Annotated in this window: 17 protein-coding genes; 2 read left to right on the forward strand and 15 right to left on the reverse strand. The window is 71.6% G+C overall.

Annotation, left to right across the window (positions count from 1 at the left end; genetic code table 11):
* Positions 1-27: 27 nt before the first annotated feature.
* Positions 28-714 carry a ribulose-phosphate 3-epimerase gene (rpe, locus tag MDN94_RS28490; protein ID WP_482728749.1) on the reverse strand — a complete coding sequence of 229 codons (687 nt, stop codon included), beginning with the start codon at positions 712-714 and terminating at the stop codon, positions 28-30.
* 138 nt (positions 715-852) lie between these two features.
* Between rpe and MDN94_RS28495 the strand changes: the two genes are divergently transcribed.
* On the forward strand, positions 853-3,000 hold the full coding sequence (locus MDN94_RS28495) for an MMPL family transporter (protein WP_482728750.1): 2,148 nt from the start codon (positions 853-855) through the stop codon (positions 2,998-3,000).
* A 22-nt stretch (positions 3,001-3,022) separates the two neighbouring features.
* Here MDN94_RS28495 and MDN94_RS28500 read toward each other — a convergent pair whose 3' ends face one another.
* Together MDN94_RS28500 and fmt are read right to left on the reverse strand one after the other, a co-directional pair.
* Positions 3,023-4,456: an RsmB/NOP family class I SAM-dependent RNA methyltransferase gene (locus MDN94_RS28500; RefSeq protein ID WP_482728751.1), complete on the reverse strand. Its 1,434-nt coding sequence runs from the start codon at positions 4,454-4,456 to the stop codon at positions 3,023-3,025.
* Positions 4,457-4,490: 34 nt separating this feature from the next.
* Entirely contained in the window at positions 4,491-5,435 is a 945-nt protein-coding gene (fmt, locus tag MDN94_RS28505) for a methionyl-tRNA formyltransferase (protein ID WP_482728752.1), read from the reverse strand.
* Positions 5,436-5,665: 230 nt separating this feature from the next.
* On the opposite strand from fmt, the gene MDN94_RS28510 reads away from it, so the two are divergent.
* Positions 5,666-6,163 carry a hypothetical protein gene (locus tag MDN94_RS28510; RefSeq protein WP_482728753.1) on the forward strand — a complete coding sequence of 166 codons (498 nt, stop codon included), beginning with the start codon at positions 5,666-5,668 and terminating at the stop codon, positions 6,161-6,163.
* Between the two features lie 340 nt (positions 6,164-6,503).
* On the opposite strand, the gene MDN94_RS28515 is transcribed toward MDN94_RS28510, so the two are convergent.
* The 12 genes from MDN94_RS28515 to MDN94_RS28570 form a co-directional block, all read right to left on the reverse strand.
* Positions 6,504-8,639 carry a primosomal protein N' gene (locus MDN94_RS28515; RefSeq protein ID WP_482728754.1) on the reverse strand — a complete coding sequence of 712 codons (2,136 nt, stop codon included), beginning with the start codon at positions 8,637-8,639 and terminating at the stop codon, positions 6,504-6,506.
* Positions 8,640-8,805: 166 nt separating this feature from the next.
* Positions 8,806-10,014: a methionine adenosyltransferase gene (gene metK / locus MDN94_RS28520; protein ID WP_482728755.1), complete on the reverse strand. Its 1,209-nt coding sequence runs from the start codon at positions 10,012-10,014 to the stop codon at positions 8,806-8,808.
* A gap of 292 nt (positions 10,015-10,306) precedes the next feature.
* Positions 10,307-11,542 carry a bifunctional phosphopantothenoylcysteine decarboxylase/phosphopantothenate--cysteine ligase CoaBC gene (gene coaBC, locus MDN94_RS28525; RefSeq protein WP_482728756.1) on the reverse strand — a complete coding sequence of 412 codons (1,236 nt, stop codon included), beginning with the start codon at positions 11,540-11,542 and terminating at the stop codon, positions 10,307-10,309.
* Positions 11,543-11,701: 159 nt separating this feature from the next.
* Complete coding sequence (rpoZ, locus tag MDN94_RS28530; RefSeq protein WP_005319902.1) at positions 11,702-11,974, reverse strand: DNA-directed RNA polymerase subunit omega; 273 nt, start codon at positions 11,972-11,974, stop codon at positions 11,702-11,704.
* 42 nt (positions 11,975-12,016) lie between these two features.
* Positions 12,017-12,580, reverse strand: coding sequence for a guanylate kinase (gmk, locus tag MDN94_RS28535; RefSeq protein ID WP_482728757.1), 564 nt, complete (start codon positions 12,578-12,580; stop codon positions 12,017-12,019).
* Positions 12,581-12,618: 38 nt separating this feature from the next.
* On the reverse strand, positions 12,619-12,942 hold the full coding sequence (locus tag MDN94_RS28540; RefSeq protein ID WP_005319887.1) for an integration host factor: 324 nt from the start codon (positions 12,940-12,942) through the stop codon (positions 12,619-12,621).
* Positions 12,943-13,339: 397 nt separating this feature from the next.
* Positions 13,340-14,182: an orotidine-5'-phosphate decarboxylase gene (pyrF, locus tag MDN94_RS28545; protein WP_482728758.1), complete on the reverse strand. Its 843-nt coding sequence runs from the start codon at positions 14,180-14,182 to the stop codon at positions 13,340-13,342.
* A complete protein-coding gene (locus tag MDN94_RS28550; protein ID WP_482728759.1) occupies positions 14,179-15,288 on the reverse strand; it encodes a quinone-dependent dihydroorotate dehydrogenase in 1,110 nt (369 codons plus the stop codon). The genes pyrF and MDN94_RS28550 overlap by 4 nt, the downstream gene beginning before the upstream one ends.
* 58 nt (positions 15,289-15,346) lie before the next feature.
* Positions 15,347-18,655 (reverse strand): carbamoyl-phosphate synthase large subunit, encoded by a 3,309-nt coding sequence (gene carB / locus MDN94_RS28555; protein WP_482728760.1) that lies wholly within the window; start codon positions 18,653-18,655, stop codon positions 15,347-15,349.
* Complete coding sequence (gene carA, locus MDN94_RS28560) at positions 18,648-19,796, reverse strand: glutamine-hydrolyzing carbamoyl-phosphate synthase small subunit (RefSeq protein ID WP_482728761.1); 1,149 nt, start codon at positions 19,794-19,796, stop codon at positions 18,648-18,650. Before carA ends, carB begins: the two co-directional genes overlap by 8 nt.
* Complete coding sequence (locus tag MDN94_RS28565) at positions 19,793-20,344, reverse strand: PH-like domain-containing protein (RefSeq protein WP_482729105.1); 552 nt, start codon at positions 20,342-20,344, stop codon at positions 19,793-19,795. The genes carA and MDN94_RS28565 overlap by 4 nt, the downstream gene beginning before the upstream one ends.
* 11 nt (positions 20,345-20,355) lie before the next feature.
* Positions 20,356-21,642 (reverse strand): dihydroorotase, encoded by a 1,287-nt coding sequence (locus tag MDN94_RS28570; protein WP_482728762.1) that lies wholly within the window; start codon positions 21,640-21,642, stop codon positions 20,356-20,358.
* Between the last annotated feature and the right edge of the window lie 4 nt (positions 21,643-21,646).

The raw sequence follows: 21,646 nt of genomic DNA on the forward strand, positions 1-21,646 counted from the left end.
CATCGGTTGAACAAGCGCGGGCACGGTTCAGTGCCCGCACGCCCAGGCCGCGGAAGCGGTCGCCGCCGCCGCCTGGTCACGAAGTTTCCGCACCGCCGCCTCCGGATCGTCAGCGCCGTAGACCGCGGAGCCCGCCACGAACACGTCGGCGCCCGCCTCCGCGCACTGCTCGATGGTCGATGCCGACACCCCGCCGTCGACCTGCAGCCACAACTGGAGGCCGTGCTTGGAGATGAGCTCCCGGGTGCGGCGGATCTTCGGCAGCATGATGTCGAGGAACGCCTGACCTCCGAAGCCCGGCTCCACGGTCATGATCAGGAGCATGTCGAGCTCGGGGAGCAGATCCTCGTACGGCTCGATCGGGGTGGCCGGCCGGAGGGCCATCGAGGCCCGCGCGCCCTTCGCCCGGATCTCGCGGGCCAGCCGCACGGGCGCGGCGGCGGCCTCGACGTGGAAGGTGATGGAACCGGCCCCCGCCTCGATGTACTGGGGAGCCCAGCGGTCGGGATCCTCGATCATCAGGTGGCAGTCCAGCGGGGTGTCCGTCGCCCTGGCGAGCGACTCGACGACCGGCACGCCCAAGGTGAGGTTGGGCACGAAGTGGTTGTCCATCACGTCGACGTGGAGCCAGTCGGCGCCCGCGACGGCCTTGGCCTCTTCCGCCAGGCGCGAGAAGTCCGCGGAGAGGATACTGGGGTTGATCTGAACGGCCATGCGCCAAGACTGCCATGTCCCCGGGCAGTTCCCCTCCCCGGGACGGCACTCGGTATGGACCAACCACACACCGGACCGGCCCAGCCCCCCGCAATCCCGGCGATTCGGTCCCCACCAGCGGCAGACAACGGGAGCGTCATGGCGGACGCGCAACACGACACGGCACCCCCGAGGGCGACCGGCAAGGGAATCGCGCATCTCGTCTGCGGACGGCGCAGCAAGTGGATCGTGCTGGTCCTGTGGCTCGCGGTCATCGTGCTGGCCTTCCCCCTGGCGCAGAAGCTCACGGACGCACAGGACAACGACGCCGCCTCCTGGCTGCCGGGCAGCGCCGAGTCCACCCAGGTCCTGACCGAGGCGGAGGACTTCCGGCCGGAGGTGATCCCCGCGATCGTGGTCTACGCGCGCGAGGACGGTCTCACCGCCGCCGACCGCGAGCGGATCGTCGCGGACGTCGCGGCCGTCAAGGAGTTGCGCGACCACGGGGTGCGCGGCGCCGAGACCCGCGGCCCGGTCTTCGACCGGCCGGCGGATCCACGGGCCGCCCAGGTCTTCGTACCGATCACCATGGACGAGGAGGGCTGGGAGCGGATCGCCCCGGCCGTCGACTCGATCCGCGCCGAGACGGGCACCGGCGGCGACGGCCTGTCGGTGCACGTCACCGGGCCCGGCGGCACCGCGGCCGACTTCTCCGAGGCTTTCGAGGGCATCGATTCGACGCTGCTGTTCTCGGCGATGGCCGTCGTGATCGTGATGCTGCTGATCACCTACCGCAGTCCGACGCTTCTGCTGGTCCCGCTCTTCTCGGTGATCGCGGCACTCGGCGCCGCTCAGGCCGTGATCTACCTGATGGCCGAGCATGCCGATCTGACGGTCAACGGCCAGAGCGCGGGCATCCTGACCGTCCTCGTGTTCGGAGCGGGCACCGACTACGCCCTGTTGCTGGTGGCCCGCTACCGGGAAGAGCTGCGCCGCCACGAGGACCGGCACGAGGCGATGGCGCTGGCCCTGCACCGGGCGGGGCCGGCGGTGCTCGCCAGCGGTGCGACGGTGGTCCTCGGCATGCTCGTACTGATGACCGCGGAGATGAACTCCACGCGCGGTCTCGGTCCCGTTGCCGCGATCGGCGTCGCCGTCGCCCTCGTCGCCATGCTGACGCTGTTCCCCGCACTCCTGGTGATCTTCGGCCGCTGGATCTTCTGGCCGGTGGTCCCCCACCTGGGCTCCCCCGAGCCCACCGAGCGCGGCTTCTGGGCCCGTACGGGACGGTGGATCTCCCGTCGGCCGCGGGCGGTGTGGGGCGCCACGGCGGTCGCTCTCGCGGTGTGCGCCCTGGGTCTCACGCAACTGCGGGCGGAAGGCATCAGCAACGCCGATTCCTTCACCGGCAAGCCCGACTCGATCACCGGCCAGGAGGTCCAGGCCGAGTACTTCCCCGCGGGCAGCGGCGACCCCCTGGTGGTCATCAGCAACGCGGGGCAGGCCCGTCAGGTGGGCGAAGCGGTGGCCGCGACGCCCGGTGTGGTGCCCACCTCGCTCGGTCTGCCGCCCGGAACCGCCCCCGTGCACGAGGGCCGGGTGCTGTTCGAGGCCACGCTGGAGGATCCCGCCGACAGCCAGGCCGCCAAGGACACCGTCGAGCAGGTCAGGGACGCCGTGCACGCCGTCCCCGACGCTGACTCGCAGGTGGGCGGCGGCACGGCGGCGTTGCTCGACATGGACGCCGCGACGACCCACGACAACATCCTGATCATCCCGCTGGTGCTGCTCGTGGTGCTGCTGATCCTCATTGGGCTGCTGAGGGCCCTGGTCGCGCCGCTGCTGCTGATCGGCACCGTGGTCCTGTCGTTCGCCGCCGCGCTCGGGCTGAGCGCACTCGCCTTCCGGTACCTCTTCGACTACGCGGGCGAGACGACGGACTTCCCGCTGTTCGTCTTCGTGTTCCTGGTGGCACTTGGCATCGACTACAACATCTTCCTCACGACCCGTATCCGTGAGGAGGCCCGCCGGCAGGGCACCGCGCCCGGCGTGGTCACCGGCCTCGCCGCGACCGGCGCGGTGATCACCTCGGCCGGTCTGGTCCTCGCGGGTACGTTCGCCGCCCTCGCGACACTGCCCATGGTCGCGTTCGCCGAGATCGGCTTCGCGGTGGCCCTGGGCGTCCTGCTGGACACCTTGGTCGTCCGCTCCGTGCTGGTCACGGCGCTCTTCCTGGACGTGGGCCCGAAGGTCTGGTGGCCCCACAAACTGTCCCGCGAGGACGCCCGGCCGGCCACGCGGCCGTGAGCCGGCCGCGGGCCCGGGGAAGCTAGGCGGTGCGCCGCAGCAGCGCCAGGTACATCGCGTCCGTGCCGTGCAGATGCGGCCACAGCTGGATGTCGGGGCCGTCGCCGAGGGCCGGGACTCCGGGCATCAGCGGGCGGGCGTCCACCCACTCCGCCTCGACGGCCGGGCCGCCGCGACCGCGCAGGACGTCGTCGACGACGACACGTGTCTCGGCGAGATGCGGCGAACAGGTCGCGTACCCCACCACTCCGCCGACCCGTACGGCCTTCAGTGCCTCACGCAGCAGCTCCCGCTGGAGCGGGGCGAAGCCCTCGAGGTCCGACGGGCGGCGGCGCCAGCGGGCTTCGGGACGGCGGCGCAGCGCGCCGAGTCCCGAGCACGGGACGTCGACGAGTACCCGGTCGAACACGCCCTCACGCCACGGCGGGCGCGTGCCGTCGGCCGCGACCACCTGGTACGGCCCAGGATTGCCGGCGAGTGCCCGCTCCACCAGCCGGGCGCGGTGCGGCTGCTTCTCGGCGGCCAGCAGGGAAGCGCCACGGCCGGCCGCGAGCGCACCGAGGAGCGCCGCCTTGCCGCCGGGCCCCGCGCACCCGTCGAGCCAGCGCTCGTCGCTGCCTTCGAGCGGCGCGTTGGCGAGGGCGATCGCCACCAGCTGGCTGCCTTCGTCCTGGACGCCCGCGCGTCCGTCCCGCACGGCTTCGATGGCGCCGGGCTCGCCGCCCTCGGCCAGCCGGACGGCGTACGGGGACCAGCGGCCGGGCAGGACGGAGTCCTCGCCCAGCACGTCCGTCAGCTCGCCGGTGGTCGAACGCCCCGGCCGGGCCACGAGCGTCACCTCGGGCCGCTCGTTGTCGGCCTCCAGCAGGTCCTCGATGCCGGCGCGGCCGCCGCCGAGCGAGTCCCACAGGGCGGAGACGATCCACCGGGGGTGCGAATGGACGACCGCCAGATGGTCCTCCGCGTCCTCGTCGTAGGGCGGGGCGACCCGCTCGAGCCAGGCGTCCATGTCGTGCTGCGAGATCTTGCGGAGCACGGCGTTCACGAACTTCGCCCGCCCGTCGCCGAGGACCACCCTCGCCAGTTCCACGCTCGCGGAGACGGCCGCGTGCGTGGGGATGCGCGTTCCCAGCAGCTGGTGCGCACCGAGCGCGAGGACATCCAGCACCGGCGGGTCGACCTCGCGCAGCGGGCGGTCGATACAGGCCGCGATGATCGCGTCGTAGGTGCCCTGGCGGCGCAGCGTCCCGTACACGAGCTCCGTCGCGAGTGCCGCGTCCCGCCCGTCGAAGTCGTCCTTCTCGCGCGCCTTCTTCAGCAGCGGCGGCAGGACGAGGTTGGCGTACGCGTCCCTTTCGTCGACGGCCCGCAGCGCCTCGAAGGCGAGGATCCGCACGGGGTCCTTCTTGGGGCGGCGGTACGGCTTGGCGGGACGGTGACGGGACTGCTCACTCAAAAGGTGCTCCGCGTTCGATGAAACGTGATCCCTCTCAGCCTACGACCGGTGCGCCGACCCTCTCGCCAGGAGCGATCCGCACACCCCGCGCCCAGTCCGCCGCACGCATCGGCTTCTTGCCCTGCGGCTGGACCCACAGGAGCTCCACGGCATGGGACCCGGTGCCCACGTGCACATGGTTCTTGCCCGCGTCGAGCTCGCCGGGTGCGAGGTCCTTGCGGTCCGGAAGCAACGCGACCTGGACGAGCTTGAGGCGCTCGCCGCGGAAGGCCGTCCACGCCCCCGGCGCGGGAGTGCAGCCCCGCACGACCCGGTCGACGCGCAGCGCGGGAGCGGTCCAGTCGACGTGAGCGTCCTCGACGGTGATCTTCGGGGCCATGGTGACGCCGTCCGCGGGCTGGGGCACAGGCCGCAGGCTGCCGTCCTCGATGCCGTCCATCGTCGCGGCGAGCAGTCCCGCACCGGCGAAGGCCAGCCGCGTCAGCAGATCACCGCTGGTGTCCGTGGGGCGCACCGGCTCGGTGATCACGCCGTAGACGGGCCCGGTGTCGAGCCCTTCCTCGATCCGGAACGTCGCCGCACCGGTCATCTCGTCACCGGCGAGGATCGCGTGCTGCACCGGGGCGGCGCCGCGCCAGGCGGGCAGCAGCGAGAAGTGCAGGTTCACCCAGCCGTGGACGGGCACGTCGAGGGCCGCCTTGGGCAGCAGGGCGCCGTAGGCGACGACGGGACAGCAGTCGGGGGCGATCTCCCGCAGGCGCGCGAGGAACTCCTCGTCGCGCGGCCTCGCCGGCTTGAGCACCTCGATCCCGGCGTCGGCGGCGCGCTGCGCGACCGGGCTGGCGACCAGCCGCCGCCCGCGGCCCGCGGGCGCGTCGGGCCGGGTGACGACGGCTGCGACCTCGTGCCGATCGGAGGCGATCAGGGCGTCCAGGGCGGGGACGGCGACCTCGGGAGTACCTGCGAAGACGAGCTTCATCGGTGGCTGACTGCCTCTCAGACTGGGGCGTGCGGTGACGAGCAGCACACCAGTCTATGAGCCGTGGCAGCAGGGGGCGTACGGGAGCCCGTGCGCCCCACACACAGGCACATACGCCCCGAAGCGTGACCAGACCCCCCACCGGCGCGTTGGTCAAGAGAGATTGACCGAAGCGGGCCGCCCCGGACGCGACCCGACCCCTTTTAACCGCCGGTTCGAGAGGCTTGTCAATGGCCGACCACGCAACCCACGACGCCCAAGCCCGGGCCAGCCTGCATCTGCTGGTGCGGGACATCGAGCGGGTCCGCCGGCAGGTGGACGCCTTGCGCACGCTCACCGCTCAGCTGGGGAACGTCTACCGCCCCCGCCGCTCCGGCCCTTCCACGGGCTTCGTCGTCTACGGCAGGGCCCCCGCCCCGACCGTCCGCCTCGCGCAGGAACTGCGGGACAGCGTCGAAACCCTCGTGACCGCGGCCGTGGACTTCGACCGCTCCCTCGGCTTCTCCTGGGACGCGGTCGGCTCGGCCCTCGGCGTCACGAAGCAGGCGGTGCACCGCCGTTACGGCTCGCGGCGGCAGGCCGCCGCGGCGCAGGCGGAGGGCGCCGCGACGGGCACGCTGCCGCCGCCGGGCCTGTCCGCCGTCCCCGCGGTGCCGGCGGCCCGCTCGATGCCGCCGCAGTCGAGCGACCCCCGCCCGAGCGCCTTTCCTTGCCCCCGCAACGGCTGACACTCCGGGCGTAGCCCGGGGCCGGGGCCCCGGCCCCGGGCCGCCGCTTCCCAGGAGAGGCGGCAAGGTTGCATGGAGGCTGCCCTCGACCAGGCCCGCCCCGCACGGGAGACACGCACAGGGGACCGGGGCGCACCCCGCCCGGGCCGCGTCCTCGGACCACGGCCCACCCCGCCCGGGCACCACGCCTCAATGCCGGCCAGGCCCCGCAGGGCACAACGCCGCATGCCGGCCGCCCCGCAGGGGGCCACACGCAACCGGACCGGACCGTCAGGGGCGGCACGCTTCCGGACCCGCCCCCCGGGGACGGCACACCCGAAGCCGGCCCGCGCCCGGCCCGTCAGCCGATGTCCGGCGGGTCGATGCGGATGCGGACCTGGTCCTGGCCGCCCCGCGCCAGGCGCGCCGCCTGCGCCGACTTGAGCGCGGCCGCCAGCGCCGACCCGCTGCCCGGCGGCACCCGAAGCAGCGCCCGGGCGCTCTCAGCGGGCGTGTCGGGCCGGCGCGCACCGGGGCGCTCCGGGACAGGCAGGGGGACGGGCCCGAGGATCTCCGCGTCCGGGGGCAGCTCCACGTCCGCGAGGAACGCCGTCACGGCCGGCGCCGCCCCGACGACCTCCGCCATCCGCGACACCGGCGGGAATCCGAGCTCGGCCCGTTCCGCGAGTTCTCGCAGTGCGTGCCCCGCCGGGTCCCAGCGGACGAGTGCCTGCACGGGCCGCAGGGTCGGCTCTGCGACGACGACGACCACTCCGCCGTCCGTCCGGGGCCGGACGAGCGCGGCCGCGGCGATCCAGCGGCGCAGCGCTTCCTCACCGGCGCGCAGGTCGGGCCGGCCGAGCATGGCCCAGCCGTCGAGGAGCGCCGCGGCCGCGTATCCGCCGTCGGCGACGGGTTCCGCGCCGGGCGTGGAGACGACGAGCGCGGGGCGCGCGGGGACGCTGTCGAGGATGTGGTCGCGTCCGGAGGTCCGGACCGGCACGGCCGGAAACGCGCGGCCGAGTTCTTCGGCGGTGCGGCGGGCGCCGACGATCTGCGCCCGCAGCCGGACGGCCCCGCAGGCGCCGCAGTGCCACTGGGGCTCTGTGCGCCCGCACCAGCCGCACCGCAGGTCGCGTTCGTCGGGCGCTTCAAGGGGTCCGGCGCAGTGGCGGCAGCGGGCGGGCGTGCGGCAGCGCTCGCAGGCGAGCCTCGGGACGTAGCCGCGCCGCGGGACCTGGACGAGGACGGGCCCGTCGGCGAGCCCGTCCCTGACCGCCTGCCAGGCGATGCTCGGCAGGCGGGCCGCGCGGGCGGCCTCGTCCCGGGCCAGGTCGTGGTCGCCGACCGTCCGTACGGCGGGGGCGACGGCCCGGACCTGGGCCCGGTCGGCGACGAGCGGCGCCGCCCAGCCGCTCTCGACCAGCTGGGCGGCTTCGACGGTGCAGCTGGTGCTGCCGAGCAGGAATCCGCACCGGTCGTGGGTGGCACGCAGTTCGAGGACTTCGCGGACGTGAGGGAAGGGGGCGCGGTCGTCGCTGTGGCTGGAGTCGCCGTCGTCCCAGACGACGACGAGCCCGAGGTCCTGCACGGGGGCGAACATGGCGGCCCGGGTGCCGACGGCCGCGCGGACGGAGCCGCGACGGACGGACAGCCATTGCCGGTACCGCTTCTCGGGGCCGGATTCGGCGGTCAGGAGTGCGTGGCGCCCTTCGCCGAGCAGGGCGGTGAGCGCGGTGTCCACGCGTGCGGCGCGCCGGCCGTCGGGGACGACGACGAGGGCGCCGCGCCCGGACGCGAGGGTCGCGGCGACGGCGCGGGCGAGTTCGTCGGGCCAGTGCGGTCCAGGCAGTGCGGTCCACACGGCGCGTGGCGATCCGCCGGCCGCGAGGGACTCGATGAAGGCCGGGCCCCGCGCGTATCGCTGCCAGGTGGCGGGGGCGGGCGCGGGGGGCGGCGGCAGCGGCTCCGGGGAGGGGGCGGCCTCGGCCCGGCCGTTCCTAGGGGGTACGGCGAGCTGGAGCACGTCGGCGAGGCTGCCCGCGTACCGGTCGGCGACGGCACGGGCGAGGGCGAGGATCTCGGGGCTGAGGACCGGCTCGGGAGAGACGACGTAGGCGAGTGCGGCGAGCGCTCCCTGGTAGTCGGACTCAGCACGCCGCTCGATGAGGAAGCCGTCGATCAGGCCGCCGCCTTCGCGGCGTCCGCCGCGGACGCGGTGTGCTCCGGCGCCGAAGCGCACCCGCACCCGCACTCCGGGCCTGGCCTCGGCGTCGAGCTCCTCAGGGACGGCGTAGTCGAAGAACTGGTCGAGGTGGAGGGCGCCCTTGTTGACCATGACGCGGGCGACGGGGAGGTCCTTGGCGAGCGCGGCTCCGCGCCAGGTGCGTGGTTTCGCCTTGGGAACCTTGGCCTTGCGGACGCTCTCGCGGATGAACGCAAGCTGCTCCGGCCCGTCACCGACGGGCTCGGAAGGCTGCTTGTCCTCGCTGCTCACAGCCAAATCCTGCCAGAGACCACTGACAGCGCCGCGGGCCCGGCACCTGCCCGGCACCTGTCCAGCGACGCGAGACACGCGGCACGAGCCACGCGCACGAACCACGAGAGGGGCCCCGGACCGAGAACGGTCCGGGGCCCCTTCGTCGAGCCGTGTACGTGCCGCTCTACAGGCCCGCCGCCGTGCGCAGCGCGTCCACGCGGTCCGTGCGCTCCCACGTGAAGTCGGGCAGTTCACGGCCGAAGTGCCCGTACGCCGCCGTCTGGGCGTAGATCGGGCGCAGCAGGTCGAGGTCGCGGATGATCGCGGCGGGGCGCAGGTCGAAGACCTGGGCGATGGCCTGCTCGATCCTCTCGACGTCGACGGTCGCGGTGCCGAAGGTCTCGACGAACAGACCGACGGGCTCGGCCTTGCCGATGGCGTAGGCGACCTGGACCTCGCAGCGCGCGGCGAGACCGGCGGCGACGACGTTCTTGGCGACCCAGCGCATGGCGTAGGCGGCGGAGCGGTCGACCTTGGACGGGTCCTTGCCGGAGAAGGCGCCGCCACCATGGCGGGCCATGCCGCCGTACGTGTCGATGATGATCTTGCGGCCGGTCAGTCCGGCGTCGCCCATCGGGCCGCCGATCTCGAAACGGCCGGTCGGGTTCACCAGGAGGCGGTAGCCGTCCGTGTCGAGCTTGATGCCGTCCTCGACAAGCTGCTTCAGGACGTGCTCGACGACGAACTCACGGATGTCCGGGGCGAGCAGCGAGTCCAGGTCGATGTCGGAGGCGTGCTGCGAGGAGACGACCACGGTGTCGAGGCGGACGGCCTTGTCGCCGTCGTACTCGATGGTGACCTGGGTCTTCCCGTCCGGGCGCAGGTAGGGGATGGTGCCGTTCTTGCGGACCTCGGACAGGCGGCGGGAGAGCCGGTGCGCCAGGTGGATCGGCAGCGGCATCAGCTCGGGCGTCTCGTCGCAGGCGTAACCGAACATCAGGCCCTGGTCGCCGGCGCCCTGCTTGTCGAGCTCGTCCTCGTCGCCCTCGACGCGCTTCTCGTACGCGGTGTCGACGCCCTGCGCGATGTCGGGGGACTGTGCGCCGATGGAGACGGAGACGCCGCAGGAGGCCCCGTCGAAGCCCTTCTTCGAGGAGTCGTAGCCGATCTCGAGGATCTTGCTGCGCACGAGCGTGGGGATGTCGGCGTACGCCTTGGTGGTCACTTCGCCGGCGACGTGCACGAGGCCGGTGGTGATCAAGGTCTCCACGGCTACCCGGGAAGCGGGATCCTCCCGAAGGAGGGCGTCGAGAATCGTGTCGCTGATCTGGTCGGCGATCTTGTCGGGGTGGCCCTCGGTCACGGACTCCGAGGTGAAGAGACGGCGGGACACATCGCTCCCTGGGGTTGCAGCGGCTGCTGGCTGATCATTGACGGACCGGCAGGGGGCTGCGCCCCGCGACGTTCCGCGACCAGTTTATCGGTCGCGCTCCGGGACCGGACAACCCGTCTCGCAGGCTGGGAGTCCGCTGACCTGGGGATCACGACCGAGACGGTACGACGATAGCGCCTAGTGGTGAGCGATTCGCCACATTTCGCAGGTTTCCGTGGTCGGCCCGTCGCTCCCGTGTCGCCCGGTGTCGACGGGGGCTTCGCGGCGCCCGCCTGACGACGCGGGAGGGACGTCAGGCGAGCCGGGGCACGACGAGGTCCCAGACCGTGTCGGCGAGGGCTTCCTTGGGGCCGTGCGGCACCGGCGTCTCGCCGCCGTCCGCGGACAGCACGACGGCCTCGTTGACCTCCGCGCCGAAAGTCCTGTTCTCCCCCACCTCGTTGACGACGAGCAGGTCGCAGCCTTTGCGGCGCAGCTTGTCGCGACCGTTGGCCAGTACGTCGTCGGTCTCCGCCGCGAAACCGACGATCACCTGGCCGGGGCGGGCCCGGTCAGCGGAGATCTCGGCGAGGATGTCGGGGTTGCGCACCAGCGTGACGACCGGGGCCTCCACGCCGTCCTTCTTCTTGATCTTCCCCTCGGCGTAGGCGGCGGGCCGGAAGTCCGCGACGGCTGCCGCCATGACGACGGCGTCGGCGTCCGCGGCCGCCTTGAGCACGGCCTCGCGCAGCTGCACCGCCGTGCCGACACGGACGACGTCGACGCCTGCCGGGTCCGGCAGCCCGGTGTTCGCCTCGATGAGAGTGACGCGGGCGCCGCGGGCGGCCGCGGTGCGTGCGAGAGCGTAGCCCTGCTTGCCGGAGGAGCGGTTGCCGAGGTAGCGGACCGGGTCGAGGGGTTCGCGGGTGCCGCCCGCGCTGACGACGACGTGGCGGCCGGCCAGGTCGGGCGTCTCGACCCCACGGGCGAGGACGCGGCGGCAGATCTCGAAGATCTCGCCGGGGTCGGGCAGCCGGCCCTTGCCGGTGTCGACGCCGGTGAGCCGGCCCACGGCGGGCTCGATCACGACGGCGCCGCGGCGGCGCAGGGTGGCGACGTTCTCCTGGGTGGCGGGGTGCTCCCACATCTCGGTGTGCATCGCCGGGGCGAAGACGACCGGACAGCGGGCGGTGAGCAGGGTGTTGGTGAGAAGGTCGTCGGCGAGGCCATGGGCGGCCTTGGCGAGCATGTCCGCGGTGGCGGGCGCGACGACGACGAGGTCGGCGTGCTGGCCGATGCGTACGTGCGGGACTTCGTGGACGTCCGACCAGACGTCTGTGTGGACGGGCTGCCCGGAGAGTGCGGACCAGGTCGGCGCGCCGACGAACTGCAGTGCCGACGCCGTCGGCACGACCCGGACCTCGTGGCCGGACTCCGTGAGCCTGCGCAGCAGCTCGCACGCCTTGTAGGCCGCGATGCCCCCGCTCACGCCGAGAACCACCTTCGGCCTGACCGCCGCGTCCACCGAGCCGTCCACTGAGTCCACCACCGCGTCTCCCGCCCTCCACTGGTGCCCACCGGTCGTTGGGCCCGGATCGTTACGTCCTCATGCTGCATCACTCACGGACGAGCGTCTCGCATCGCCCTCGATGCACACCACAGGCCCGGCGGACAGTCCGCCGGGCCTGTGGGAAGAGATGTGCCGCGCTTACTGGGCCGGGCCCTCGATGGCCTCGGAGGTCAGCAGACCCGCGTTGATCTCACGCAGGGCGATCGAGAGCGGCTTCTCGTGGACGTGGGTGTCCACGAGCGGCCCGACGTACTCGAGCAGGCCCTCACCGAGCTGCGAGTAGTACGCGTTGATCTGACGCGCGCGCTTGGCGGCGTAGATCACGAGGCTGTACTTCGAGTCGGTCGCCTCGAGCAGCTCGTCGATCGGAGGGTTGATGATGCCCTCGGGCGCGGTGATGGAAGAGGACACGCTATGCCTTCCGAAGAACTTGCAGAAAGATCGGACAAAAGATCAAACAACTGCCATCAAGGCTAGCAGCTCACGGGCCACGTCCTCGACGGAGGTGTTGACCAGGGTGGTGTCGAACTCCGACTCGGCCGCCAGCTCCACCTTGGCGACCGTGAGCCGGCGCTCGATGACTTCCGGGGACTCGGTGCCGCGCCGGGTGAGGCGGCGGACCAACTCCTCCCAGCTCGGCGGGGCGAGGAAGACCAGCCGGGAATCCGGCATGGACTCCTTCACCTGCCGGGCGCCCTGGAGATCGATCTCCAGCAGCACCGGCTCGCCCGCCTCCAGGCGGTTGAGGACCGCGCGACGGGGCGTGCCGTAGCGGTTGCCCGCGAACTCGGCCCACTCCAGCAGCTCGCCATTGGCGACCAGCTTGTCGAACTCCTCGTCACTGACGAAGAAGTACTGGACGCCGTGCTTCTCGCCGGGACGCGGCTTCCTCGTGGTTGCCGACACCGAGAGCCAGACCTCGGGGTGGACCTTGCGCATATGAGCGACGACCGTGCTCTTGCCGACCCCGGAGGGGCCGGAGAGCACGGTCAGCCGCGGACGTACCTCTGCTGCCATGCAGCGATTATTCCAGCCTCCCGGGAGTGCCCGGGACGTCAGGCGGCGCCGCCGCCGAACTCGCGCTCGAGGGAGGCGATCTGGTTGGAGCCGAGACCACGGACCCGGCGGCTCTCGGAGATGCCGAGCCTCTCCATGATCTGCTTGGCGCGGACCTTGCCCACGCCCGGCAGGGACTCGAGGAGGGCGGAGACCTTCATCTTGCCGATGACGTCGTTCTCCTGGCCCTGCTTGATGACCTCGTGGAGGGAGGCGCCGGAGTGCTTGAGTCGATTCTTGACCTCGGCCCGCTCCCGGCGAGCCGCGGCGGCCTTTTCGAGCGCGGCTGCGCGCTGTTCAGGGGTAAGGGGCGGAAGAGCCACGCCTACGTCACCTCGGATGTCGAACTGTCGGATACGGACCGGTGAGGAACCTAGTCGCCCCACACCAGGGGGAGCAACGAGCAACGCAGTGCTTCTGCCCTGCACGTTCTCTTCGACGGAGACTAGCGGCCATGGCCGCTCCAGTCAGCGAGAACAGACGAAAAGTCCTGGTCAGGATCGACCGACCAGGACAATTCAGGCAAAACAACCGGGATTTGGGTGAAGAAACTGTCAAAGAATCTTCCCGACGCTCCCTGCCGCCGCTCCTCGAACGCCCCGCGAGGGGTGACCGGCGGCCCTGAAGGACCCATTCCGCGCGTCCGCCGCTGGTGACGGCGTTACACAGAGCCGACGCCGTATGCACGGAGAGCTTCCGCGACGGGCGGGTCGGCGGCCGTCACACCGAGGCGACCGCCGCGCGGATCTCATCGGCGAATCGCGCGGCCGCGTCACGCAGCCCCGGCACGTCCGGTCCGTGCCGAAGGACACCACGGCTCACGCTCGGCACCACATTGCGGACGGCCGCACCGAAGACACCGGGAAGGTCCGCCGGTGTCGCGCCCTGGGCGCCGATGCCGGGGGCCAGCAGCGGCCCGTTGATGTCGAGGTCCACGCCCGCGTCGCCGAGCGTCGCACCCACGACCGCGCCGACCGGTCCCAGCGGCTGCGCACCGGCGTTCTCCGCGGCCATGTGGTCGAGCATCACCTGGGCCAGCGACTTCCCACCGGCCGCGGTCGAGCGCTGTACCTCCGCGCCCTCCGGGTTGGAGGTAAGTGCCAGGACGAAGACACCGCAGCCGCTCAGCACTGCCTGGTCCAGGGCCGGGCGCAGCGATCCGAAGCCCAGGTACGGGGAGACGGTGACAGCGTCGGAGAACAGCGGGGAGTCCTTACGGAGGTAGGTCTCCGCGTACGCGCCCATGGTTGAGCCGATGTCGCCCCGCTTGGCGTCCATCAGCACCAGCGCGCCGGCCTCGCGCGCCTCCGCCACGGCCTTCTCCAGCACGGCGATGCCGCGCGAGCCGAAGCGCTCGAAGAACGCTGACTGCGGCTTGAGGACGGCGACCCGGTCGGCCAGCGCCTCGACCGTGGTGCGGGTGAACCGTTCGAGGCCGTCGACGTCGTCGTTCAGTCCCCACGCGGTGAGCAGCGAGGCGTGCGGGTCGATGCCGACGCAGAGCGGGCCGCGGGTGTCCATGGCGTGGCGCAGCCGTGTGCCGAAGGTTTCCGGGAGGGTCATGAAGCGGCCTTTCGCGTCTCGGCGCCGACGGCCTCGGCGAGGGTGGCGTACGGGCTCGCGGCGAGGCGCGCGGCGAGACCCTTGTGGATGGCGCGGGCGTAGCAGGGGCCCTCGTAGATGAAGGCGCTGTAGCCCTGGACGAGGGTGGCGCCGGCGAGGATGCGCTGCCAGGCGTCCTCGGCGTTCTCGATGCCGCCGACGCCGACGAGGGTGATGCGGTCGCCCACACGGGCGTAGAGGCGGCGCAGGACCTCCAGGGAGCGCTCCTTGACGGGCCGGCCGGACAGCCCGCCGGTCTCCTTGACCAGATCGGCCGGGGACCTCAGGCCGAGGCCCTCCCGCGCGATGGTGGTGTTGGTGGCGATGATGCCGTCCAGGTCCAGCTCCAGGGCGAGGTCGGCGACGGCGTCGACGTCCTCGTCCGCGAGGTCGGGGGCGATCTTGACGAGCAGCGGGACGCGGCGGTCCGTCACCGTCCGGTCGGCGGCCTCTCGCACGGCGGTCAGCAGCGGGCGCAGCGACTCGGTGGCCTGGAGGTTGCGCAGGCCGGGGGTGTTCGGCGAGGAGACGTTGACGACGAGGTAGTCGGCGTGGGCGGCCAGGCGCTCGGTGGAGGTCACGTAGTCGGCGACCGCCTCCTCCTCGGGGACCACCTTGGTCTTGCCGATGTTGACGCCTACGACCGTGCGGAAGATCTCGCGGCGGGCAGCGAGGCGCTCGGCGACGGCGGCCGAGCCGTCGTTGTTGAAGCCCATCCGGTTGATCAGGGCACGGTCGGCGACGAGCCGGAAGAGGCGCTTCTTGGGGTTGCCGGGCTGGGGCTGCGCGGTGACCGTGCCGATCTCGACGTGGTCGAAGCCGAGCATCGACATGCCGTCGATGGCGACGGCGTTCTTGTCGAAGCCGGCCGCGAGACCGAAGGGGCCGTGCATCCGCAGGCCGAGCGCCTCGGTGCGCAGCTCCTTGTAGCGGGGCGCCAGGACCGCGGCGGCGAAGGTGCGCAGGACGGGGACGCGGACCGCGAGCCGGATCCAGCGGAAGGCCAGGTAGTGGGCCTGCTCCGGGTCCATCCGCTTGAAGACCAGATTGAAGAAGAACTTGTACATGGGAAGTGGTGTCCTCATGAGGAGGGGGACACCGTTTCCGGTGTCCCCCTCGTCGTTGCTAGTCGCGGGCCGCGGTCAGGTGTTCCGCGTGTTCCTGCAGTGAACGGACGCCGACGTCACCGCGGTTGAGCGCGTCGATGCCCTGGACGGCGGCAGCGAGCGCCTGCACCGTCGTCAGGCACGGGACGCCCCGCGCGACGGCGGCGGTGCGGATCTCGTAGCCGTCGAGGCGGCCGCCCGTGCCGTAGGGGGTGTTGACGATGAGGTCGACCTCGCCGTCGTGGATCAGCTGGACGATGGTCTTCTCACCGGCCGGCCCCTCGCCCTCCGACTGCTTGCGCACGACGGTCGCGTTGATGCCGTTGCGCTTGAGGACCTCGGCGGTCCCCGAGGTGGCCATCAGCTCGAAGCCGTGGGCGACCAGCTCGCGGGCCGGGAAGATCATCGAGCGCTTGTCGCGGTTGGCGACGGAGACGAACGCGCGGCCCTTGGTGGGCAGCGGGCCGTACGCGCCGGCCTGCGACTTGGCGTACGCCGTGCCGAAGACCGTGTCGATGCCCATGACCTCGCCGGTGGAGCGCATCTCCGGGCCGAGGACGGTGTCCACGCCGCGGCCGTGCACGTCGCGGAAGCGCGACCACGGCATGACGGCCTCCTTGACGGAGATCGGCGCGTCGAGCGGCAGGGTGCCGCCGTCGCCGTTCTTCGGCAGCAGGCCCTCCTCGCGCAGTTCGGCGACCGTCGCGCCGAGCGAGATGCGCGCGGCGGCCTTGGCGAGCGGGACAGCGGTCGCCTTCGAGGTGAAGGGCACGGTCCTGGAGGCACGGGGGTTGGCCTCGAGGACGTAGAGGATGTCGCCGGCCATGGCGAACTGGATGTTGATCAGTCCGCGCACGCCCACACCCTTGGCGATGGCCTCGGTGGAGGCGCGCAGTCGCTTGATGTCGAAGCCGCCGAGCGTGATCGGGGGCAGGGCGCAGGCCGAGTCGCCGGAGTGGATGCCGGCCTCCTCGATGTGCTCCATCACGCCGCCGAGGTAGAGCTCGGTGCCGTCGTAGAGGGCGTCGACGTCGATCTCGATGGCGTCGTCGAGGAAGCGGTCGACCAGCACCGGGCGGGTCGGGGAGATCTCGGTGGACTCGGCGATGTACGCCTCGAGGCGCGCCTCGTCGTACACGATCTCCATGCCGCGGCCGCCGAGCACGTACGACGGGCGGACCAGGACCGGGTAGCCGATCTCGTCGGCGATGGCCTTGGCACCCGCGAAGGTGGTGGCGGTGCCGTGCTTCGGCGCGGGCAGCCCGGCCTCGGCGAGCACCTGGCCGAACGCGCCGCGGTCCTCGGCGGCGTGGATGGCCTCCGGCGGGGTGCCGACGACCGGGACGCCGTTGTCCTTGAGCGCCTGGGCCAGGCCCAGCGGGGTCTGGCCGCCGAGCTGGACGACGACACCGGCGATCGGGCCGGCCAGCGACTCGGCGTGCACGATCTCCAGCACGTCCTCGAGCGTCAGCGGCTCGAAGTACAGGCGGTCGGAGGTGTCGTAGTCCGTGGAGACGGTCTCCGGGTTGCAGTTGACCATCACGGTCTCGTACCCGGCGTCGTGCAGCGCGAAGGAGGCGTGGACGCAGGAGTAGTCGAACTCGATGCCCTGGCCGATGCGGTTCGGACCGGAGCCGAGGATGATCACGGCGGGCTTGGAACGAGGCGCGACCTCGGACTCCTCGTCGTAGGACGAGTAGAAGTACGGGGTGCGGGCGGCGAACTCGGCGGCGCAGGTATCGACCGTCTTGTAGACCGGGCGGATGCCGAGCGCGTGGCGCACCTCGCGCACGACGTCCTCGCGCAGGCCGCGGATCTCGGCGATCTGGGCGTCGGAGAAGCCGTGGCGCTTGGCGTCGGCGAGCAGCTCGGGATGGAGCTTCTCCGCGGCGGCGAGTTCGTCCGCGTGCTCCTTGATCAGGAACAGCTGGTCGACGAACCACGGGTCGATCTTCGTCGCGTCGAAGACCTCCTCGGGGGTGGCCCCGGCGCGGATGGCCTGCATGACGGTGTTGATCCGGCCGTCGGTGGGACGGACCGCCTCACGCAGCAGCTCGTCCTTGTCGCCGGTCTCACCGGTGAAGGCGAACTGGCTGCCCTTCTTCTCCAGTGAGCGCAGCGCCTTCTGCAGCGCCTCGGTGAAGTTCCGGCCGATGGCCATGGCCTCGCCGACGGACTTCATGGTCGTGGTGAGGGTGGCGTCGGCCGAGGGGAACTTCTCGAACGCGAATCGCGGCGCCTTGACGACGACGTAGTCGAGGGTCGGCTCGAAGGATGCCGGGGTCTTCTCGGTGATGTCGTTCGGGATCTCGTCCAGCGTGTAGCCGACGGCGAGCTTCGCGGCGATCTTGGCGATCGGGAAGCCGGTGGCCTTGGACGCGAGGGCGGAGGACCGGGAGACACGCGGGTTCATCTCGATGACGATGATCCGGCCGTCGTCCGGATTCACCGCGAACTGGATGTTGCAGCCGCCGGTGTCGACGCCGACCTCGCGGATGATCGCGATGCCGATGTCGCGCAGGCGCTGGTACTCGCGGTCGGTCAACGTCATCGCCGGGGCGACGGTGATCGAGTCGCCGGTGTGCACGCCCATCGGGTCGAAGTTCTCGATGGAGCAGACGACCACGACGTTGTCGTGCTTGTCGCGCATCAGCTCCAGCTCGTACTCCTTCCAGCCGAGGATGGACTCCTCGAGGAGCACCTCGGTGGTCGGCGAGAGGGTGAGGCCCTGGCCGGCGATACGGCGCAGTTCCTCCTCGTCGTGCGCGAAGCCGGAGCCGGCGCCGCCCATGGTGAAGGACGGGCGGACGACCACGGGGTAGCCGCCGAGGGTGTCGACGCCCTTGAGCACGTCGTCCATCGAGTGGCAGATGACCGAGCGGGCCGACTCGCCGTGGCCGATCTTGGCGTTGACGGCCTCGACGACGCCCTTGAACAGGTCTCGGTCCTCGCCCTTGTTGATCGCCTCGACATTGGCGCCGATGAGCTCGACGCCGTACTTCTCCAGCACACCCTGCTCGTGCATGGAGATGGCGGTGTTGAGCGCGGTCTGGCCGCCGAGGGTGGGCAGCAGCGCGTCGGGGCGCTCCTTGGCGATGATCTTCTCGACGAACTCGGGGGTGATCGGCTCGACGTAGGTGGCGTCGGCGATCTCCGGGTCGGTCATGATCGTCGCCGGGTTGGAGTTCACCAGGATGACGCGCAGGCCCTCTGCCTTGAGGACGCGGCAGGCCTGGGTGCCGGAGTAGTCGAACTCGGCGGCCTGGCCGATGACGATCGGGCCGGAGCCGATGACCAGGACGGACTGGATATCGGTGCGCTTAGGCACGCTCGGCCTCCATGGCGGTGTTCATCAAAGATGTGAAGCGGTCGAAGAGGTACGCGGCGTCGTGCGGGCCCGCGGCCGCCTCCGGGTGGTACTGGACGCTGAAGGCCGGCTGGTCGAGCAGCTGGAGGCCCTCCACCACGTTGTCGTTGAGGCAGACGTGGGAGACCTCGGCGCGGCCGTAGGGGGTGTCGGACACCTTGTCGAGGGGGGCCTCGACGGCGAAGCCGTGGTTGTGCGCGGTGACCTCGACCTTGCCGGTCGTCCGGTCCTGCACGGGCTGGTTGATGCCCCGGTGGCCGTACTTCAGCTTGTAGGTGCCGAAGCCGAGCGCGCGGCCGAGCAACTGGTTGCCGAAGCAGATGCCGAACAGCGGCGTCTTGCGCTCGAGCACCGCCTTGATGACGGTCAGGTCGGCGGTGGCGGGGTCGCCGGGGCCGTTGGAGAGGAAGACCCCGTCCGGGTTCACCGCGTACACGTCGTCGGCGGTGGCGGTGGCCGGCAGGACATGGACCTCGATGCCGCGCTCCGCCATGCGGTGCGGCGTCATGCCCTTGATGCCGAGGTCGAGCGCGGCGACGGTGAACTTCTTCTCGCCGATCGCCGGGACGACGTACGCCTCGGTGGTGGCGACCTCCGCGGACAGGTCTGCGCCCTTCATCTCGGGCGCTTCGAGGACCCGGGCGAGCAGCGTCGCCTCGTCCGCGAGGGCGTCACCGGAGAAGATTCCGACGCGCATCGCGCCCCGCTCACGCAGATGGCGGGTGAGGGCGCGGGTGTCGATGCCGCTGATGCCGACGACGCCCTGGGCCTCCAGTTCGTCGTCGAGGGTGCGGCGGGAGCGCCAGCTCGAGGGGATTCGGGCGGGGTCGCGTACGACATAGCCGGCGACCCAGATCTTCTTCGACTCGTCGTCCTCGTCGTTGACGCCGGTGTTGCCGACGTGCGGCGCGGTCATGACCACGACCTGGCGGTGGTACGACGGGTCGGTCAGCGTCTCCTGGTAGCCCGTCATGCCGGTGTTGAACACCGCCTCGCCGAAGGTCTCCCCCACGGCCCCGTAAGCACGGCCGCGGAAGGTGCGGCCGTCCTCCAGGACGAGTACGGCGGGAGCTTTGGCGGCTCCCCGGGTGGAGGTCGTCATCGTGCGGTGCCTTCCGTCGTCTTGATCATGTGTGTCAGGGTGTCGACCCATTCGCTCTGCTCGGCCGCGTGGTCCGAGCGGAACCCGGAGTCGATCAGCTTGTCGCCGTGCGCCCAGGTGACGATCAGCAGACCGCCCTCCGCGAGGACCTTGCCGGCGATGCCCTTGTCGAGGCGGGCCTCGCGCAGCGCCCGGACCGGTACGAAGAAGTCCTGTGCGCCGGGACGTACCACGGCCAGTCCCGCGTCGGTGAGCGTGAGCTCGACGCGGCTGCGGGTGCCGAGTCCGTGGGCGACGATCCGGTCGAGCCACTGCCCGGCGGTGGTGGAGCCGTGGTAGCGGCCCGTCATGGCCAGTTTCGTGTCACCGGGCTCCGCGGGCACGCCGGGCAGCTCCGGCAGGTCCGACTGGAGGCTGCCGCGCCACTTCCATCCCTGGCGCATCAGCCAGTAGACGAAGGCGACGAAGGCCAGCAGTCCGACGACCCAGCCGATGCGGGCGGCCCAGTCCGTCACCTCCGCCGACTTCTGCTCGGCGGCCAGAATCATCAGTGCAGGTGTCACGCCAGCTTCCCGTCCACAACCGTTGCCCGGCCCCGCAGGAAGGTGTGCGTGACGCGTCCCGGCAGCTCACGGCCCTCGTACGGGGTGTTGCGGCTGCGGGAGGCGAAGCCCGCGGGGTCCACGGCTCCACGGTATGACGGATCGACGAGGGTGAGGTTCGCGGGCTCACCAGCCGAGACGGGCCGTCCGTGGCCCTTCGCCCCGCCGATGACCGCGGGCCTGAAGGACATCCGGTCGGCGACCCCGGCCCAGTCGAGCAGTCCCGTCTCGACCATCGTCTGCTGGACGACGGACAGCGCGGTCTCCAGGCCGACCATGCCCATGGCCGCTGCGGCCCACTCGCAGTCCTTGTCCTCGTGCGGGTGGGGGGCGTGGTCGGTCGCGACAATGTCGATCGTGCCGTCGGCGAGCGCCTCACGCAGCGCCATGACATCGCGCTCGGTGCGCAGCGGCGGGTTGACCTTGTAGACCGGGTTGTACGAGCGGACGAGCTCGTCGGTCAGCAGCAGGTGGTGCGGGGTGACCTCGGCGGTGACGTCGATGCCGCGGGACTTGGCCCAGCGCACGATCTCGACGGAGCCGGCGGTGGAGAGGTGGCAGATGTGGACGCGGGAGCCGACGTGCTCGGCGAGGAGGACGTCGCGGGCGATGATCGACTCCTCCGCGACGGCCGGCCAGCCGCCGAGTCCGAGCTCGGCGGAGACGATGCCCTCGTTCATCTGGGCACCCTCGGTGAGGCGGGGCTCCTGGGCATGCTGGGCGATGACGCCGCCGAAGGCCTTCACGTACTCCAGCGCGCGCCGCATCATCACGGCGTCGTCGACGCACTTGCCGTCGTCGGAGAAGACGGTGACGCCGGCCGCGGACTCGTGCATGGCGCCGAGCTCGGCGAGCTTCTTGCCCTCGAGGCCGACGGTGACCGCGCCGATGGGCTGGACGTCGCAGTAACCGGACTCCTTGCCGAGTCTGTAGACCTGCTCCACCACACCGGCGGTGTCGGCGACGGGGAAGGTGTTGGCCATGGCGAACACCGCGGTGTAGCCGCCGCTCGCCGCCGCGCGGGTGCCGGTGAGGACCGTCTCGGAGTCCTCGCGGCCCGGCTCGCGCAGATGGGTGTGCAGGTCGACCAGGCCCGGCAGCAGGATCTGCCCCTGGGCCTCGATCACCGTCGCGTCCCCGGCCTCGAGGCCGGTGCCGACGCGCTCGACGGTCGCGCCGTCGATCAGCACGTCCTGGGGCTCGCCGCCGAGTACCTTCGCACCGCGGATCAGGGTCTTGCTCATCGTC

It is taken from the genome of Streptomyces sp. WAC00040 (assembly GCF_056835925.1).